The organism is Paracoccus limosus (assembly GCF_009711185.1).
In the GTDB taxonomy this organism is placed as follows: domain Bacteria; phylum Pseudomonadota; class Alphaproteobacteria; order Rhodobacterales; family Rhodobacteraceae; genus Paracoccus; species Paracoccus limosus.
Genome location: NZ_WMIF01000043.1, coordinates 1 through 19017, shown reverse-complemented (window position 1 = coordinate 19017; position 19017 = coordinate 1). Strand labels below are relative to the sequence as shown.

Sequence of the window (19017 nt, the reverse complement as noted above, 5' to 3'; positions counted from 1 at the left end):
ATCAGCATCCCGTGCTCGGCCTCCGATAATCATCGAAGGCACAATGGACCCAACCCCCGGTCGGTGGGGTCCCTTTTGGACGCCGATCACCCCAGAAGCGGGGTCCTTATTGCAAGCCGTTCAACAGGTGACTTCCCAGCTGCCGAAAAGCTGCGCATCCTTAGCCGTGAAGTGGAACCGCTAGACTGGGTGTCAATTGAGCGCATTGCTGTAGGCGATCTCCGCGCGAATGGTGTGCGGCTTCGGTTTCCGGAAACGCGCGGAACCGATCTGGTAGACGAAATCGCTGCGGAGATGAAGCCGGGCGGCCGCAACACTGGTGGGCCCCGAGACGCATTTCTTGCAGCCATAGTAAAGCGCATCAACGACCTCGATTCGTCCTAGAAATTCGACGAGGCTGCGGCCCCTTCCTTTCCATCAACTGCCCGCACCCTGCTTCCGGGGGGCGCATGTGACGTGCCGATCGATCGGCCATGGCGGACCATCAGGGCCCTTGTCCTGGGAAAAACACCCTCAAAGCTGGTGCAGATCCGACCAAACCGGACGAAACTCGCCTTATTACGGTTTACTCCCAACCGATCTGGTGAGATGCTCGCTCAGAAGTCGAGCTGGCTGTTGAAAGGCCGCACCATGTCCGATCGCTGGGTCTCTGTGGAGGAGATCGCTGAATATCTCGGTGTCAGCAAAGACACGGTCTATGGGTGGATCGCGAAGAAGGACATGCCGGCACACAAGGTCGGGAGGCTTTGGAAGTTCAAAACTGACGAGGTCGATGAGTGGGTAAGGTGCGGAAAAGCGTCTGACGATCATAAGGAAAACGAAGCGGCTGAGCCCGTTTCACAAAAGAGGAAGCGTGCGGGGGGAGAAAAAACGGATGGCTGATGTCGCATGCGTCGACCTGTTCTGCGGGGCCGGAGGCCTCACTCATGGCCTGATTTCGGAGGGCATCAAGGTCGTCGCTGGCATAGACGTCGATGAAGCATGCCGACACCCCTTCGAAGCAAACAACGCAGCGCGCTTCATCAACGAAGACGTAGGGCAGCTAGATCCGAAGCGCCTCAACGACTTGTTCGGTGGTGCGCAAGTCAAGGTGCTCGCCGGTTGCGCCCCCTGCCAACCGTTTTCGACTTATGCCCAGCGATACGATGTCGTCGGAAGTCCCCGCTGGGGCCTCCTCTACCAGTTCGGCCGACTGGTAAAATCGACGCGCCCTGACCTTGTAACGATGGAGAATGTTCCGTCGGTTGCTAAGCACGCAGTGTTCGGTGACTTCGTCGAAACCCTGCAGAAGTTGGGGTACTTCATCCACCAAGAGGTGGTTGATTGCTCGCTATACGGGCTGCCGCAAAACCGACGGCGCATGGTGCTGCTGGCCTCCCGCCTCGGCCCCATCGAGATCGTCGCCCCGAAGCAAGATAGCCCTACGACTGTCCGCGCAGCGATCGGCAAGCTTGCGCCAATCGCTCAGGGCGCGGCTCATTCGAAAGACCCTCTGCACGCCGCGTCCAAGCTCTCCGATTTGAATCTCGAAAGAATTCGCGTGTCCCGGCCCGGCGGTACATGGCGGGACTGGCCGAAGCACCTCGTGGCCGACTGCCATCAGCGTAAGACGGGCCGCACCTATCCGGGGGTCTATGGCCGGATGGTATGGGATGAGCCCGCTCCGACTTTGACAACCCAGTTCTACGGCTTCGGTAACGGCCGGTTCGGGCATCCCGAGCAGGACCGCGCCATTTCCCTGCGAGAAGGGGCAATTCTTCAAGGCTTCCCCATATCCTATTCTTTCATCCCGGATGGAGCGCCCATTCACTTCAAGGCGTTAGGCCGAATGATCGGGAACGCGGTGCCGGTGACGCTCGGCGAAGTGATCGGCCAGAGCATTGCAGCCCATCTCGGAATTAAAGCTAAGAAAACAAAAAGAGAGAAGAAGGGAGCCGTCGCGGATGACGCGCGTAAGTCCCTCGTCGCATGACGCGAGTCGCCGTATGGCCCGCGTGCGACAGAAGGGCACGCAAGCGGAAATCGATCTCCGGAGGGTTCTGCATGCCAAGGGCCTGCGCTACCGCCTTCACGTTCCGCTACTGACGAAGCCCAGGCGCCTCGCCGATATCGTCTTCCCAAGTGCAAAGATAGCCGTCTTTGTCGACGGATGCTTTTGGCACGGCTGTCCCGAGCACGCTTCTTGGCCAAAGAGCAATGCCGATTTCTGGCGCGAGAAGATCGAAACCAATCGATCCAGGGATGCCGATACCGATCAGCGGCTGAACGCACTTGGTTGGAAGACGGTCCGGATCTGGGAACACGAAGACGCCCGCGAAGCCGCGAACCGCATCGCCGAACTCGTCGACGCGCGCAAGAAGAATGGGGCCCCTCTATGTCGATGACCGCGGATGAAATGGTGGCCAATGTCGCCCACGCCACTGCGCCTGAGCCTGGCCAACTGGTCGAGGCTCGCCGCCGCCAATGGATCGTCTCCGAGGTCGATGGCGGTTCGGTCGCCCCCGGACTGCCCAAGCGGCATCTCGTCCGGCTGGCTTCGATCGACGAGGATGCGCTGGGTGAAGAGATCGAAGTTCTCTGGGAACTGGAGCCCGGGGCGCATGTGATCGAGCGGGCCGGACTGCCGCGCATGACCGGTCTGGACGACCCCTCAACGCTTCAGGCCTTCCTTGACGCAGTAGTTTGGGGCGCTGCGACTAACGCGGATCGCGGCTATCTGCAGGCGCCATTCCGCAGCGGCGTCAGCATCGAGGACTACCAGCTGGATCCGCTCGTGCGCGCGATCGACATGGCGCGCACCAATCTGCTGATCGCCGACGACGTCGGCCTCGGGAAAACCATCGAGGCCGGACTCGTCGTTCAAGAGATGCTGCTGCGACACCGCGCCCGCACCGTTCTCGTGCTTTGCCCGGCCTCGTTGCAGGAAAAGTGGCGCGTCGAGATGCAGGAGAAGTTCGGACTGGAGTTCCGGATCGTCGATACGGACTACGTCAAGCGTCTGCGCCGCGAGCGAGGTCTGCATGCCAATCCGTGGACGTCTTTTCCCCGTCTCATCACGTCGATGGACTGGGCCAAGCAGGGTGAAGGCTTGCGCCTTCTGCGGGACGCATTGCCGCCGCACGTCAGCCATCCCAGGAAGTTCGACCTGCTGATCATCGACGAGGCTCACAATGTTGCCCCGACCGTCGGCCGCTATGCTGTCGAAAGCCTCAGGACACGGCTGGTTCGTCTGGCCGCACCACATTTCCAGCACAAGCTGTTTCTCACCGCCACGCCGCATGATGGTTACACCGAATCCTTCACCGCGCTCCTCGAACTCCTTGATGATCAGCGGTTCGCGAGAAACGTCCTCCCAAGTGATCCCCAACTCGCCCGGGTGATGGTCCGTCGGCTGAAGAGCGATCTGGTCGATGCGAATGGCAAGCGGATTTACCCCGAGCGGCGGCTCGAAGCGCTGCCGGTGGAGTATAGCGAAGACGAGAGGGATGCCCGGCGGCAGCTGGAAGCATACATCAAGAGCCGCGAAAGCGGTGCCGATGGAGGACGGGCCGTCGATCACTTCGTGCACCAATTGCTGCGCAAACGGCTGTCGTCGTCTCCTGCTGCGTTCGCAGCCACGCTGGAGCGGCATGTTGCGACGATCGAAGGTCGGTCATCGAGCGAGCGAGGCCAGAAGAAGTTCGATGATCGTATCCTCCGCCGAGCAATAGCGAAAACCGAGGAAGACTACGCAGACGATGCACAGCGGGACGCCGCCGAGGCTGAAGCGATCGAGGAAGCTGGCAAACACGTTCGTCCACCAACCGACGAAGAACGCCAGATGCTGGACCGGTTACGGTCGTGGGCTCAGCAGGCAGCGCGTAGAGCCGACTCCAAAGCCAGTGCTGTGTTGGAATGGTTGACGAAACACCTAAAGGATGGTGACCAGTGGACGAACGAACGGGTGATCCTGTTCACCGAATACCGTGCCACTCAGCAATGGTTGCACGAGATCCTCGCGGCCCAAGGGTTCGGGGCCGAGCGACTTTCGCTGATCTATGGCGGCATGGATCCTAAGGAGCGTGAGGCCGTGAAAGCCGCGTTCCAGGCAAATCCTTCGGACTCCCCGGTAAGGATACTGCTGGCGACAGATGCCGCCTCCGAGGGTATTGATCTCCAGAACCACTGCCATCTGATGATCCACCTCGAAATTCCATACAACCCGAACGTGATGGAGCAGCGGAACGGCCGCGTCGACCGTCATGGGCAACGCGCCAGCGAGGTCGTCATCTGGCATCCGGTGGATACTGAGGGTGGCCACGGTGACGATATCCTGCGCGCGCTTCGCAAGTTGGATGCGATGCGCGCTGACATGGGTAGCGTGAACCCGGTGATCGCGCCTCAATTGCCAGACCTTCTTGAGGGTCGCCGCCGCGATCTGGACACGCGACAAGCCGAAGCCCGGATGGAGAAGTCCCGCCGTTTCGTGAAGGCCGAACGTGACCTCCGCGACCGTGTGGCCAAACTCCACGAGAGGCTGAACGATACCCGGCGCGAGCAGAGTCTGGTGCCGGATCACATTGAGCGAGCCGTGCGCACCGCGCTGCGTCTCGCGGACAAACCCGACCTGGAGCCTGTTTCTCTGTCTGGCGCACCGGATGGCGCGGTTTTTCGAATGCCGCCACTTTCGGGTTCCTGGTCCCGGTGCCTGGAGGGGCTCGAACATCCCTACACCCGGAAGATCCGCCCCATCACCTTTGACCACGACGTGGCCAAGGGGCGTGACGACGTCGTCCTCGTCCACCTGAACCATCGGCTGGTCCAAATGAGCCTCCGGCTCCTGCGCGCGGAGATCTGGGCGCGCGACGACGTGAAGAAGCTGCACCGCGTTACCGTTCGCTCGCTTCCGGATGGGCGGATCGAGGGTCCGGCTGTGGTGGCAATGTCTCGGCTCGTCGTGACCGGCGGGAACCATCACCGTCTGCACGAGGAACTCACAGAGGCCGGCGGCTATCTGCGCGATGCCGGATTCCGGCGAGAGGAACGGGTAACGGAGGTCCGCCGCTGGCTGGAGGACTCGCAACCCGCAGCCCTGTCGGATTCGACGTTCGACGCTTTGCGGACACGCTTCGACAAGCAGCGTGATTCCATTTTGGCCGCCGTCGAGGCGCGCTCCAAGGACCGATTGCGCTTCCTAGTGAACACGATCGAGACCCGGAAGCGAAAGGAGGCCGATGACATCCGGCAGGTTCTGGACGACCTTGAGCGAGCATTGAAGACCGAGATCGCGGCGGAACAGCAACCCCTGCAGCTCTCACTCTTCTCCGAGGACGAGCGCACGCAACTCAAGCGCGACCAGGCGGCTCTCGAAGCGCGTCTGGCCCGGATCCCGCAGGAACGAGAACAGGAATTGCGCGCGATCGAGGAACGCCACTCCAACGCCATCGAGCACACTTTCCCGGTGGCCGTCGTGCTGCTTGTGCCAAGCTCCCTCGCGACGGAGCAGCGCGGATGAGCAACGATCACGAGTGGCTGAACCTAGTCGAAGTCTCTGGGCCCTTCCTGGCCGTGCCCGTACTGCGGGATGTCTTTCCCCAGGGGCTCGAAGCTCTGCCTTCCGGCCACCCCCAACGGCTGCGTCGAACCTATGAGGAATGGCGCGACGCGGTCGACATGGACGACCTCGACCTTCCCGCCTTGCACACCGCTTGGATCGACGAAGTGCTGGTCACTGCGCTGGAGATGGATGAAGCGGTGTTGCGCAAGGGCGCAACTCTGCCCGAGCGCCTGACCGTCTTGATGCCCGAACACGGGGTCACGGTCGCGCCCGATCTGGCGGTCGTGAATCCGACGAACTCCGATGAAGCGCTCCTGCTCATCCACCTCTACGAACCCGACACCGATCTTGATGCAACGCGCCGCTTCGATGGCCTCGCAATCACGCCGGCTGACCGGATGGTCGCTCTGCTCCGGGCGACGGGATGCCCCACTGGTGTCGTCACCAATGGCGAGCGCTGGATGCTCGTCCACGCGCCCGTCGGCGCCGTGGCAGGCTTCGCGAGCTGGTATGCGCGCCTCTGGGGCCAGGAACCGGAGACGCTGCGCGCCTTCGTCAGCCTTCTAGGCGTCCGTCGTTTCTTCGGGCCCGATGAGAGCAAGCTGCCGGCGCTTTATGAGCGGTCTCTGAAGCACCAGGACGACGTCACCGAAGCGCTCGGTGAACAGGTCCGGCGCGCCGTCGAAGTGCTCGTCCAGGCTCTCGACCGCGCCGACCAGGACCGTAATCGCGAGCTCTTGCGCGACGTAGATCCGCGAGAGCTCTACGAGGCCGGCCTGACGGTCATGATGCGGCTCGTCTTCCTGTTGGCGGCCGAGGAACGCGCCCTGCTGCTGCTCGGCGATCTGCGCTACGACTCCTTCTACGCCATCTCCAGCCTGCGAATGCAGTTGCGGGCGGATTCTGAAGAGATCCTCGAGCGGCGCCGGTCCGCCTGGTCGCGACTGCTCGCCCTGTTTCGCGGCGTCTTTGGCGGCATCGACCATCCGACGCTGCGCCTCCCGGCGCTCGGTGGTTCACTGTTCGACCCGGATCGATATCCCTTCCTCGAAGGGCGGAAGAAGGGCACGAGTTGGCGGAGTGTTCCAGCAGAACCCCTGCCGATCGACGACCGCACCGTTCTGCTCCTGCTGGACGCGATCCAGATCTTCGAGGGTCGCACGCTGTCCTACCGGGCGCTCGACGTTGAGCAGATCGGTCATGTCTATGAGGGTCTCCTTGAGCGCACGGTGAAGCGCGTCGACGACGTCACGCTGGAACTCGACAGCGGCGCGAAGGCGAAGAGCCCGCGCGTCACGCTCGGCGAGATGGAGTCAGCGCGGCTCGATGGCGCTGCCAAAGTAGCCGAACTGCTCAAGGAACGTAGCGAACGCTCGGCGTCAGCCATCAATAACGCCCTTGACCGGGCGGCCGATGATCGCCTCGCCGCACGCCTGCTCACCGTCTGTCGTGGCGACATCGATTTGCGAAATCGCATCCTGCCCTACGCTCCCCTCCTGCGGACCGACCCCTGGGGCTATCCGCTCGTGCACCACAAGGGCGCCTTCGTCGTCGTGCTCGGCGCCGACCGGCGCGAGAGCGGCACGCACTACACGCCCAAGAGCCTTACCGAGAAGATCGTCGCGGAAACGCTGACCCCGGTCGCCTACCGCGGCCCGGCCGAAGGCAAGGCGCCCGAGGAATGGGAACTGAAGTGCACCGAGGAGCTGCTGGATCTGAAGATCTGCGATCCTGCCATGGGGTCCGGAGCCTTCCTGGTGCAGGCGTGCCGGTGGCTCTCGGATCGATTGGTCGAGGCCTGGTCGGTAACGGAGGCCAGCGGCAAGCAGATCGACAGCGAAGGGCGCATCATCGACGACGCAAGCGCCGGGGGCTTCGATCCCCTGTCACAGGACGTAGACGAGCGCGCCAACGTCGCCCGACGCCTGGTGGCGGAGCGGTGCCTCTATGGCGTGGACAAGAACCCGCTGGCCGTGGAGCTGGCCAAGCTCTCGCTCTGGCTCACCACCATGTCAAAGGGGCGGCCTTTCGGCTTCCTCGACCACAATCTCCGCAGTGGCGACAGCCTGCTCGGCGTTTGCGATCTCGGTCAGCTCGTCGAGCTCGACATGAACCCGAAAGGGAAGGCTCAGCTGCGTTTGTTCGGGCGGACTATCCAATCGGCAGTCGACAAGGCGCTCGAACTTCGCGCGCGCCTGCGGAAGATCCCCATTCGCGACATTCATGATGTAGAGGCCATGGCAGCGCTTGATGCTCAATCGCGTGGCGCACTGGCACTGCCTACCCTTATCGCCGATGCGTTTGTGGGAATTTCACTCGCCGAAGAACGCGCGGGAGACCGATCGGCGAGAACCGTGGAGCTGTCTTCCCTTGCAGATGCTGCGGCTGATGGTGAGCCATCCGCCCATGAGCGGGTTCAGGAAGCCGCAGTACGGGACCTAGCGAAAGGAACGGCGAGCGGATTACCTGCGAAGCCATTGCATTGGCCTCTGCATTTCCCCGAAGTCTTTCAACGAGGTGCCTCAGGTTTTGACGCGATAGTGGGAAATCCGCCGTTCCTTGGAAATCGCCTTTGGAAGAGCGCCGTGGGTGAGAGACTGCAGCGTCAGTGTGAAATGGTCCTGGGCTCGCCCCCAGGAAAGATAGATCTCTGCGTTGTCTTCCATCGTCGCGCTGTTGAGCTTCTCGGAGCAGACGGTACTTACGGTCTACTCGCAACCAGCAACATTGCCGAAGGCAGCGCCATCTCAGTTGGTCTCGGAGAGATCGTTGGCAAAGGCGCAATCTACTGTGCAGAAAAAGGGATGCCTTGGCCGGGTTCCGCATCGGTCGACGTCGCATTGGTCCACTTTGTCAAAGGGCCATGGCGCGGTCGTAGCAGAGTTGCTGGCGAAGAGTGTGCGCGAATTGGATCGCGGCTGGCCCCTGAAGAAGTCGACTCATGGGAACTGAAGGCCTTAGCGAGGTCGATCAAGAGCTTCGAAGGCGTAAACAACAGCAAGGGGCTGTCTTTTGTTGTATCTCCCGGCGACAAGTGGTTCGATCTACTTAAGAATGAGCCAGACAGCTTGCTTCGTCCGTATGTAACCGGCGATGACATCTTGAGTTCAGCGCTGAAGCGGCTCGATCGCTGGGCGCTTGATATTCTCGATTTAGAACTGAACGAAATCAGAGAAAAGTGGCCGGTTGCCTATCAATTTTTAATGGAAGTTGTTGCGCCAACCAGAACGGCCAAGGAGCTCAAGAGTTACAAAGGCCTCATTGACCGATGGTGGCAGTTTTGGAACCACCGAGCTGACCAGATGGCGCGCCTTCGGCGGCAGGATCTATTTATCGCCTTCCCCAAGGTAACCAAGTATCCGAGCTGCATGCGCGCACAAACGTCATGGATATATACAAACCAAATAGTTCTGATTGAGAACGAACGCGAAGACTACCTCCCGATTTTCAAGAGCAGTGCGTTTCGTAGCTGGCTTGAATATCTATCAGGAGGAAAGATCGAAGGCAGGCTCCGACTTTCGATCTCTGAGTCGATCGCAAAGTACCCACTTCCGAAACACACTGTATCGTCACCCGGCATTTCTACCGCCGAGCGTCTAGACATTCTTGCTGTGGAGTTTGCCGAACGTCACGGTTTCGGCCTAACTGAGGTTATGAACTGGATCAACACGCCAAACCAAGACGACGCAACTATTTCAGAGATGCGTAGTCTTATGGCCAAGATCGATTCTGAAGTCTTCACTGCTTATGAATGGACGGATTTGAGACCAGAGTATGATTTTCGACCTTTCTCTGGCGGGTCGGTGAACGATCCTTGGCGGTGGGCACTTGATGACACAACGCTATCGGAAGTCATCCGCCGTCTCACCGATCTAAACCGAAGCCATTATGAGGCGGAACTTGCTGCGGGCCTCCATGGCAAGACTGCGAGCAAACGCCAAAAGCGATCTGGCCCCTCTGCAGCCTCAGCGCCAAGCCTCTTTAGACAGGATCAATGATGGAAGCTATTGCGCATGTCGCACCACAGAATATTGCTTGGCTGATCAAAGGAGGCGGCAAGTCCCCTAGCTATTCCGCGCGAATCGAATTCGGGTCGGCTTCTCACGGCGCAATCGAGGAAGGCCATTGGGCCGTTGTGCTGGTCGATGGCGGCAAGGTCTCCGAGGTAGGGCGTGTCCTTCGCATCCGCTCGGACCTCGACGGCGCCACGGTCCATTTCGACCATTGGCACGCCGTGGATCCAACCGTGCCGCTCGCGGTCCTTGGCATGACGGCGCCGACCGGCCCTGCTGCGAGGCTACCATGGGACGAGTTCCTCCGCATCCTGCCGCTGCTCGGTGTTCCTGACCCCGCCGCGGTGCCTCTGATCAACGATGTCGTCTACACCCGCGACCTCCTCGAACTCGCCGCGCGCGACGATCTGCTGGGCCCCGCCGAAGGGCCGCACGAGTTGATCAAGGACATGAGCGTCCGCGATCGTTACCTCGTCGGCAAGTTGGCGCCCCGACGCCCGGGGGACGATCAGACCGCTCAGGTGGAACCGGCTTCCGCTGCCGATGAGGCCGGCGACCTAGAGGAAGAGCGGACCGCCTCCTTGCACGAGCCGGGGGCAGAATTCCCGAGTGCCACCGGCCGGGTGGAGCCCGAAGACGACGCGCTCGACGAGATCGACACCACGAACAACCAGTCACTGGTGCCTTCGAGCATGGGGCTGACCTTCTGCGTCGCTCCCGATGTGCAGGCGTTGGCGGTGGATGCCCGTTGGGGCCGTTACGAGCGCGTCCCGAATAATGAGCATGACATCACCAAGACCCGGCGAAACCGCCAGACCGGCCGAGAAGAAGAGGTGAAGGTCAGGGTATGGCGCCGCGTCCCGTGTGGTGGAGTGGTCCCGCTGCCGCTCGTCGATGGTCAGATCAAACCGTCAACACCCGACCCCGACCAACCCGACGTTCGTCTTCAGGGTACGGTTCGGACGAATGCCAAAGGCGAACGACTCGTCACTCTGTTCCTCGTAAACGGACAGCTGGAGCCCGACGACAACAAAGATCGCGCATGGCTGTTCCAGCCGGAGATCACCGTCGAGGCCCCCGAAGATCACGGTGACAGGTCGGTCTTTCGGCGTCGCCCCTCCAACGAAGTGGTAGTCAACGATCCGGAACGTGACCGTCTCGCCCTCATCTATCGCAACCGGCTCGAGTTCGCGGTCGGACACGGAGTGTCCGTTCACGCTGATACGACGTCCGAGGAGCCGACGAAGGCCCATCGCGTCAGGACCGAGATCATCCCGCGCTACGAAGTCGCCGTCACCGAAACGCCCGGCCTCGATCCCATGGATCGACCAGCCATGCGGCGCATGGTCGACGAGGGCTGGCTCGACATGACGCGGCTGGCGGAGATGGCGGCGGACGCGCTGCGGGACGCCCTTTCGTGCCTCGTCGATGATTACGCCGTTTGGATCGGCGAACAGAAAACCCGCCTGGGGTCGGAGATCACCGGCTTCGATGATCCGGGCAAGGACGTCATTCAGCGCTGCGAGGAGATCCTGCGCCGCCTCCGAGAAGGCATGGACACTCTCTTTGCTGATCCGAAAGCGCTGGAGGCATTCCGCTTCGCCAACCGGTCCATGGCGATGCAGCGTGTCCGCAGCATCTACGCCCTCAAGCGGAGGCGGAACGAGACCGTCGACGTGAGCACGTTGGACGTGCCGAAGAACAGGTCGTGGCGCCCGTTCCAGCTGGCGTTCCTGCTGCTGTCGATCCCGTCGCTCGCCGATCCCGCTCATCCGGACCGGACGAAGCCGGTCGAGGCGTTCGCGGACCTCCTCTGGTTCCCGACGGGTGGCGGAAAGACCGAGGCTTATCTCGGTGTGGCGGCCTTCGCCATGGCCATGCGCCGCTTGAAGAACGATCTGGGCGGCCTCGACGCATCACGCGGTCTTGCCGTCATTATGCGCTACACACTGCGCCTTCTGACCCTGCAGCAGTTCCAGAGGGCAACGACGCTTCTCTGCGCAATGGAAGTCATTCGTAGAGCAGACGACAAGACCTGGGGCAAGGAACCTTTTACGCTCGGTCTCTGGGTCGGCAATCGCGTGACACCGGGCACGACAGACGCGTCTCACCAGGCTGTCGAAGCCATTCGAAACAACGACCGCAACAAGGCGGGCATCGCTTCGCCCGCACAACTGACCAGTTGCCCTTGGTGCGGTTCGGAGATCTCCGGTGGTCGCGACATTGAGATAGACAGGATCGCCGGCAGGACGCTGATCCACTGCGGCGACAAGCTGGGCAGCTGCGATTTCTCGAAGGCTAAATCCAGTAGGCAGCCTCACCCGGGGCTTCCCGTGAAAGTCGTCGACGAGGAAATCTATCACCGCCCGCCGACGATGATGATCGCGACCGTGGACAAGTTCGCGATGATGGCCTGGCGCCCTGAGGTTCGGAACCTCTTCGGCCGCGTCGAGCAAGAATGCGGACGCCATGGCTTGCTCTGGCCGAGCCACGACTGTGGCACCGGGCACCGAGCGAGGGGGGCATATCCGGCCGCCAGTGTGAAGCCGGTCCGCGCAATCCGACCACCAGATCTGATCATCCAGGACGAATTCCACCTCATCAGCGGTCCGCTGGGCACCATGGTGGGCCTCTACGAAACGGCCGTCGACGAGTTGAGCAGCTGGGCACTGGGCGACAAAAAGGTTCGCCCAAAGGTTGTCGCTTCGACCGCCACCGTGCGGCGGGCTGACGACCAGGTGCGTAATGTGTTCATGCGCCGCATTTCTGTGTTTCCGCCTTCAGGCCTGGACGTCGAAGACAATTTCTTCTCGGTCCAGAGACCTATCCGCGAGAAGCCCGGCCGACGGTATATGGGAATCTGCGCACCCGGCAGCTCTCGCCCTGCGGTGCTGATCAGAACCTATACGGCATTCCTCACCGCCGCGCAGGCGCTGTTCGACCGGTTCGGCCCGGTGGCCGACCCCTATATGACGCTCGTCGGCTACTTCAACTCGCTGCGAGAACTCGGCGGGATGAAGCGTTTGGCGGAAGACGACGTCCAAACGCGTTCCTTCCGTGTCGAAATGAGCCTAGTGGACCGACCTGGACTCGCGCAGCGGCGGGTCGAGGAAATCAGCGAACTGACGTCGCGCGTCTCCAGTCAGGACATTCCTCGATACCTCGATCAGCTTGAGGTGCCATTCGAGGGGGCGTTCGATCCGGCGCAGGACAAATGGCTCACCAACAGGAAGCCCGGAGAAGCCCGACCGATCGACGCTGTGCTGGCGACGAACATGCTGTCGGTCGGTGTCGACGTGAACCGCCTCGGCGTGATGGTCGTCAACGGTCAACCGAAGGGAACGGCCGAATACATCCAGGCAACCAGCCGTGTGGGCCGCACGCCGCCGGGGCTCGTTGCGACGGTGCTGACTTGGGCGCGGCCTCGCGACCTGTCGCACTACGAGACCTTCGAGCACTACCACGCGACCTTCTACCAGCACGTCGAGGCGCAATCCGTCACCCCGTTCTCACCGCGAGCGCTAGATCGAGGCCTCACCGGAGCAATGCTTTCGATCATGCGCCACACCTACGATCCCTTCGCGGCGAACGACGGGGCTGGCGCCATGAACAGTCCAAGCCTCAAAGCGATGCTCGACACGATCGGCGCGGTTGCTGCACGCACCTGGGAAGTCACCGAGGACTCGGGGAAGAGGGCTCTGACCGAAGCCGAAATGAGGAGCCGGGCCGACGAATGGGCCAAAGAAGCGGGCGTTGGCGGCCGCACGCTCGTCTATCAGAAGCATGGCGCGGGCCCCACCGCCTATCCGCTGCTCTCGGCGCCGGGTATCAAGCCTTGGACCGATTGGACGGTTCCGATGTCGATGCGCGAGGTCGAGCCCGGAGTGAGGCTCGTGATGGAGGACGACCGATCGACCAGTGATCCGACTTGGCGACCGCGGGTGACGCAGCCCGAGGAGGATCAGTGATGAGCAGGACACCTGTAGGAGAAATCCGACCGAGCCAGTTGCTCTGGACCTATGGTCCAGGAGCATTGATCGACCTCCCCAACCTTTCGGTGGTCACGATGGGGATCGATCGCTGGGAAAAAGATCGGTGTCAGCCGATACAGGAGGCACGCTTGCTCGCCAATGTCCGGAGTGTGCTCGGTCCCCAGGTCGATTCATTACGTATGCCACCCATCGGCGAGAGAGACATCGTCGACCCCTTTTCGGCGGCGGCGCTGATCGGCGTGCCCGTCAAGCCGTTCCCGAGATGGCTACGCTGCGTGAAATGCGGTTTGCTGTCTCCTTATGACGCCGGCTTGTTCAAGCTGAAAGAGAACAGGTACCGCCCAGAATCTACGCGTTTCGTTCATGAGGGTTGTCGGGGATCGAACAACAATCAAAGGGCCAGAGATGCTGATGCGGTTCCAGCCCGCTTCCTCATGGCGTGTCGTGCTGGCCATCTCGATGACTTTGCCTGGCACTGGTTCGTTCATGGTGGGCCGAGCACCTGCCGAGCGACGTTGAGATTCTTCGAGAGTGGTGCGTCTCTGCAAACCGAGAACCTTTGGGTCAAGTGCGATGGCTGCGGCGCATCGAAGAACATGGCGCAGGCCTTCGGTCAGGCCGGCCGAGACAATCTACCAGGATGCCGCGGGCGACATCCGCACATCGACAAGTTCGAAGACGATTGCACGGAAGACCCTCGCGCCATCCTTCTAGGGGCGACAAATGGTTGGTTTCCCGTAACATTATCGGTCTTGGCCATACCGCAAACAGGAAGCCCCCTGGCGCAGCTAGTCGCAGACGGCTGGACTTTCTTCGAAGACGTTAGTTCCTCCGCCGAGGTCGCGTTCGTCGTCAAGACTCTCAAGAAGACCGCTCAACTCCCTGGCATCGAACAGTTCACCGACGAGCAGATTTGGACCGCCATAGAAACACATCGCAATGGCGGATCGGCCGTCGAGCAAAGTGATTTGAAGGGACCGGAGTGGGATGTCCTGACAGCCGACAACCCGCCCACCGATTATCCGCACTTCATGAGCAAGAAGGTCGGCATTCCTTCGGGCTTTGGTTCCGCGATCACACGCGTCCTCTTACTGGAGCGCCTTCGTGAGGTGAATGCTCTACTAGGATTCACTAGGGTCGAGTCCCCGGACGAGGGCACAGGAGACGATGCAGCCCCACGGGCTCCACTCGGACGGGCCGCGCCGAATTGGGTGCCGGCCACGCAAGTTCATGGCGAAGGTATCTTCATCCGTTTCAAAGCCGATGCCTTGAAGGCTTGGGCGAACAAGGATCCCGTAAAGGCCCTTGATGCTAGGCTCAGACAAGGGCACCGCGGATGGCGTCAAAAGCGAAACCTCGACCCGAACGAAGGTTATCCGGGCGTCCGCTATGTAATGCTGCACACCCTAGCGCACATGCTAATCCGGGAACTGGCACTGGAGTGCGGCTACAATGCCGCGAGTATCCGCGAGCGCATATATGCGGATGTCGAGGACGGCAGGGACCAAGCCGGATTTCTCATCTACACGGCTGCGGCAGACTCCGATGGAACGCTCGGGGGACTGGTAGAACTCGGCAAGCCCGAAAATCTTGGGCGACTTCTACGCCAAGCACTGGACCGCGCCCACATCTGCGCCTCCGATCCCCTCTGTGCAGAGCACGATCCTAGCAAGGATCAGTCGCTTCACGGCGCAGCGTGTCACGCATGTTCGTTCGTCTCGGAAACTTCATGTGAGCGGGGAAACCGCCATCTCGATCGCTCCCTCGTCGTGCCCACCCTCGAAAACTCCGATGCAGCATTCTTCGAGACTGTCTGATGGAAGCAATGCTGATCGCAGCCTCGGATCTCGTGGCCCTGTTGTCTCCGTCGAGGATCGAAGCACTTGCTGATCGTGTCCGTGGCTCGATGTCGGCCGAAAGAGATGGAAACCTGTACCAGCTTGTGACTACGCCAACTGCCCGCCTAGCGCTCGACCGTCTGATTGCCGCTTGGAGGCAGACCGAAATACCAGGTGATGTATTGGCAGGCATATTGGTCGGCGCCGCATACGCCCGCCAACAGGCACAGCGCGAGAGCAGCGTCGAACTCGTCTGGACAGGTCCGACGACACCCTTCGTCGCCACCCGTCGCACAGAACAGGTGCTTCTAGATCTCATCGGTCACGCGCAAAGTGACATCTTTCTCGTTAGCTTTGTCGCATACGACGTCGCCACGGTGATCGATGCATTGAATGCTGCAACCACACGCGGCATCGACATCCGAATTCTGCTGGAGACCTCCACGAGCCATGGCGGGAGCCTGACCATCGATCCAATTGTTATGATGCGGCGCTGTGTTCCTTCGGCAGCCCTGTATGTCTGGACCGACCGGCCGGCACCGTTCGCCGAAGGACGGGTTCACGCGAAAGTGGCCGTTGCCGACGGCAATTCAGCCTTCTTGACCAGCGCTAACCTGACTGGGCACGCGCTAGAAAAGAATATGGAGGCCGGCGTCGTGATCAGCGGTGGACACGTCCCCGCAGGACTGCGTGCCCATCTTCATGCTCTAATCGAGACGAAAGTCATTCGGAAGATTTAGCATCACACTCGGCAACTTCGCACCTGGGTCCGCATGACGCTGTAGTCGGCGAGCATTTCGGCGATAGCCGACCCCTCCGGCAACAGATCGAGCTCGTCGGCTGCGCGGGCCTGGAGCTCGCGGGTGTACTCCACCACCGGCGGACAGGCGGTCGCGATGCCGGGCTCAGAACCGTCCGTCGCGCAGCCGCTGAGCAAGCTCGTTGCGATCGCGAGGGCGGCGAGCTGCTGCTTCCAGCATCTGGCGTTGGACATCATTGACCTTCTCCGTTGTCTCAAGGCGTTCGGCGAAGCGTCCCGCTCGCTCGCCGGTCCGCCGAAGCGCCAGCAGGAACAGGAGCACGGCGAGCGCGATGGCGACGTAGTGCAGCGCCGACCGCATCCACGGGCTGGCGGCGAACCCGCCGAGCAAGATGCCGATCACCGCCGCCCCCGGCGCCAGTCGTCGAGGCGGGCGTAGATCGTGACCGCGATGCCAATGAGTGCCACCGCGATGAACACCCAGCGAAGCGTGTCGAGATAGGGCACGAGCGGAAGGACGGCGGTCTGGGTCTCGGCCAAGACGCTTTGCGCGACCTCCACCCCGGCCGCGCCGAGCGTCGCGACACCCGCCGCACCGCCTCCCTTCATGGTGCGGCTGTCGGCCAGCACTTCGCGCGCGGGCGGCGTCTCGGCTGCGAATGCGGTCTCCCGGACCGGGAACCGCTCGCCCCACTGCCGCGCGGGCCCAAGGTCGACATGGATGAAGCCCGAGCGCGGATAGAAGCCGAAGCCGAGGAATCCGACCTCGCGCGCCGCGGCCTCGAACGCCACCGGGTCGTGGTTCGCCATGGCGATGTCGAAGGCGGCGCCGTCGAGGTGCTTCGACCGCGTGGCACCGCCGACGGCGCGGTTGTGCTCGAGGCTCCGATAGGCGGAGCGGACGATCAGCGGCTTGCCGAGCCGGTCGCGCAGCGCCTGCAGCTTGTCGAGCGCCGCTTCGTTGACCAGCAACTTGCCGGTGCCCCGGCAGGCGATCTCGGCGGGCGAGAAGTTGGGCCAGCGCCAGCCGCTCTCGGGTACGTCGCGCCAATGGCGGTGGAAGGTCGTCGTCATGGGGGGTCCTCCGAAAACGAAAAACCCGCCTCGAGGGCGGGTCATTGCGGGCTGATGAATGGGGATGGGGCGCGGCTACGGGCTACCGCCGAAGATCTTGAGCTTGATCGCGATGCCCGCGAGCAGGGCCAGCATGACGCCGGTGGTGATCATGCGGACGGCGGTCTGCATCGCCGTGCGTCGGACCAGCCGGATGCAGTCCACCAGGGAGCGCAGATCGCGGATGTCGAGCGCGGCCTCGTCGCCGTCGAGGCCGACATCGGCCAGCGCGCGCTTCGCACCTTCCTCCGCCGCCCGGGTCAGGATCGCCTCGAACTCGGCGTCGGGCATGCGCACGAAGCCCTCGGATCGGGGTGGGTTCATCGGAATCCTCCTTCCGTCGCTCAGCCGACCTTGCAGCCCCAGAAGGACGTGTGATCGGCGGCGAAATAGCCGTCCGCGACCCGGAAATACCCCTGCAGCTCGACGGTATCGCCAGCAGTCAGCGGCACCATGGTCTGCAGCCAGATGGCGGTGGCGAGCGAAACGTGGGTGGCGGAGATTTCGCCAAGGGAGCCGCGGATTTCCGTCGTGCCGTTCAGCACGAGCCGTCCGCGCATGCGCGCCGTGGCGCTTGCGTTGATCTTGTAGAGCAGCGTCGCGCCGAAGAGGTAGGTGCCGTCCGCGGGGGCGACGAAATGGTTGTTCGCGGCGTCGAACGCTCCCTGGTCGTTGTAGTCGGTGTTGTTGAGTCCGATCTTCGTCCAGGTCCCGACGCCCACGTAGTTGTCGTAGTTGGTGTACGCCTTGAAGCGGGGCAGCCGGGGCTGGTCGACGATGCCATTCGCGTTGTCGACCGTGAGCCCGTCGAAGAAGGTGCTGCCATCGTCCGAGACGGCGAGCCGGAAGCGGTCGGAACCGAAGAGCCCCACCAGTGCCTTGGTTACGAAGCCGGTCTGCAGCGTCAGCCCGAGATCATCGCCGGCGGCCTCCTTGTTCATGGTGTAGAACAGATCGCCGGTGCCTCCTTCGGCCACGGTCTTCGCCGTCCAGAGTGCGGCGTTCAACTTGGCCGAGAACGGATTTGAGGCGTCCGCTATCGTGCCGACCCCGAGGAGCGCCATGTTCTGCAGCGCCGCCGGGGTTGTCCCAACCCAGCCCGCGCCATCATAGACCAAGAGCAGGCCCTCATCCTCGACCCATGCCCGCCAGCCGGTCCGGGGCGGTAGACGGAGCCACGCGCCGTCCGTCCAGAGCGCGACGTTCAGGTCCCAGCCCGCCCAGTCGCCCGTCGCGCCGGAGCCGACGATGTAGCGGTCGCCATCGGCGGGCGAACCGGGCGGCGCGGTCAGGTCCCGGTCGAGCACCGAGAGCTGCACGAGCCCGTCGAGGATCCGCAGCGCCTCGTTGTGGGTGACGTGCTTCTGGGCCTGCGCCGCCAGGATGTACGGCAGCAGGAGATGGGTCGTGGCGTCGGACATGAGATGGCCTCAGAACGTGAGCGTGACGGTCTTGGGCGCGCCCCGCCCGACGAGGGCGGAGAGCTGGAAGATGCGGATGTCGAGCGTGTCGCCCGGGCCGAGCGGCGCGCCCCAGTCGGCCGTCTGGTCGGCGGCGGTGTAGACCGCGCTGGTCGTGGACGTGCTCAGCACGCGCTTCACGGTCGCACCGTCGAGGATCTCGACCTCGTAAGCCTCCAGTTCCTCGGCCAGCGGCACCTCCAGCCCGCCCCAGCTGTCGGCCGCCAGCGCGCGGGACCGGCGCGTCCAGCGGATTGTCAGGTCGCCGGGCGTGCGCGGGACGCGCCATGGCTGCTCGACATGGG

Annotated in this window: 13 protein-coding genes; 8 read left to right on the top strand and 5 right to left on the bottom strand. The window is 62.4% G+C overall.

The genetic code is table 11. The features are described 5' to 3' along the window. The first annotated feature begins 630 nt into the window (after window positions 1-630). From mads1 to drmC, 8 genes are read left to right on the top strand one after another with little or no spacing between them, the layout of a single operon-like run. Window positions 631-882, top strand: coding sequence for a methylation-associated defense system helix-turn-helix domain-containing protein MAD1 (mads1, locus tag GL279_RS18110; protein ID WP_155066021.1), 252 nt, complete (start codon window positions 631-633; stop codon window positions 880-882). Further along, window positions 875-1972, top strand: a complete 1098-nt coding sequence (locus tag GL279_RS18105; protein WP_155066020.1) for a DNA cytosine methyltransferase — start codon at window positions 875-877, stop codon at window positions 1970-1972. Before mads1 ends, GL279_RS18105 begins: the two co-directional genes overlap by 8 nt. Further along, window positions 1944-2384 carry a very short patch repair endonuclease gene (locus tag GL279_RS18100; RefSeq protein WP_211371360.1) on the top strand — a complete coding sequence of 147 codons (441 nt, stop codon included), beginning with the start codon at window positions 1944-1946 and terminating at the stop codon, window positions 2382-2384. Before GL279_RS18105 ends, GL279_RS18100 begins: the two co-directional genes overlap by 29 nt. Continuing rightward, the gene (gene drmD, locus GL279_RS18095; protein WP_155066018.1) at window positions 2375-5494 is read left to right on the top strand and encodes a DISARM system SNF2-like helicase DrmD; all 3120 of its coding nucleotides are present in this window, start codon (window positions 2375-2377) and stop codon (window positions 5492-5494) included. Before GL279_RS18100 ends, drmD begins: the two co-directional genes overlap by 10 nt. Then, window positions 5491-9534, top strand: a complete 4044-nt coding sequence (locus GL279_RS18090) for an Eco57I restriction-modification methylase domain-containing protein (RefSeq protein WP_155066017.1) — start codon at window positions 5491-5493, stop codon at window positions 9532-9534. The genes drmD and GL279_RS18090 overlap by 4 nt, the downstream gene beginning before the upstream one ends. Then, window positions 9534-13517 (top strand): DISARM system helicase DrmA, encoded by a 3984-nt coding sequence (gene drmA, locus GL279_RS18085; protein ID WP_155066016.1) that lies wholly within the window; start codon window positions 9534-9536, stop codon window positions 13515-13517. The genes GL279_RS18090 and drmA overlap by 1 nt, the downstream gene beginning before the upstream one ends. After that, window positions 13517-15358, top strand: a complete 1842-nt coding sequence (drmB, locus tag GL279_RS18080; protein ID WP_155066015.1) for a DUF1998 domain-containing protein — start codon at window positions 13517-13519, stop codon at window positions 15356-15358. Before drmA ends, drmB begins: the two co-directional genes overlap by 1 nt. Beyond that, window positions 15358-16119 (top strand): DISARM system phospholipase D-like protein DrmC, encoded by a 762-nt coding sequence (gene drmC / locus GL279_RS18075; RefSeq protein WP_155066014.1) that lies wholly within the window; start codon window positions 15358-15360, stop codon window positions 16117-16119. Before drmB ends, drmC begins: the two co-directional genes overlap by 1 nt. A gap of 165 nt (window positions 16120-16284) precedes the next feature. Here the strand turns inward: drmC and GL279_RS18070 are convergent, their stop codons facing one another. The 5 genes from GL279_RS18070 to GL279_RS19200 form a co-directional block, all read right to left on the bottom strand. Continuing rightward, the gene (locus GL279_RS18070; protein ID WP_425495617.1) at window positions 16285-16542 is read right to left on the bottom strand and encodes a hypothetical protein; all 258 of its coding nucleotides are present in this window, start codon (window positions 16540-16542) and stop codon (window positions 16285-16287) included. Beyond that, a complete protein-coding gene (locus GL279_RS18065; RefSeq protein ID WP_155066013.1) occupies window positions 16539-17213 on the bottom strand; it encodes a YcbK family protein in 675 nt (224 codons plus the stop codon). Before GL279_RS18065 ends, GL279_RS18070 begins: the two co-directional genes overlap by 4 nt. Before the next feature lie 75 nt (window positions 17214-17288). Beyond that, entirely contained in the window at window positions 17289-17576 is a 288-nt protein-coding gene (locus tag GL279_RS18060) for a DUF6127 family protein (RefSeq protein ID WP_036708271.1), read from the bottom strand. Window positions 17577-17596: 20 nt separating this feature from the next. Further along, the gene (locus GL279_RS18055) at window positions 17597-18673 is read right to left on the bottom strand and encodes a DUF2793 domain-containing protein (RefSeq protein WP_155066012.1); all 1077 of its coding nucleotides are present in this window, start codon (window positions 18671-18673) and stop codon (window positions 17597-17599) included. A 9-nt stretch (window positions 18674-18682) separates the two neighbouring features. Beyond that, on the bottom strand, window positions 18683-19017 hold a 335-nt coding region (locus GL279_RS19200; RefSeq protein WP_425495616.1), incomplete at its 5' end, for a hypothetical protein.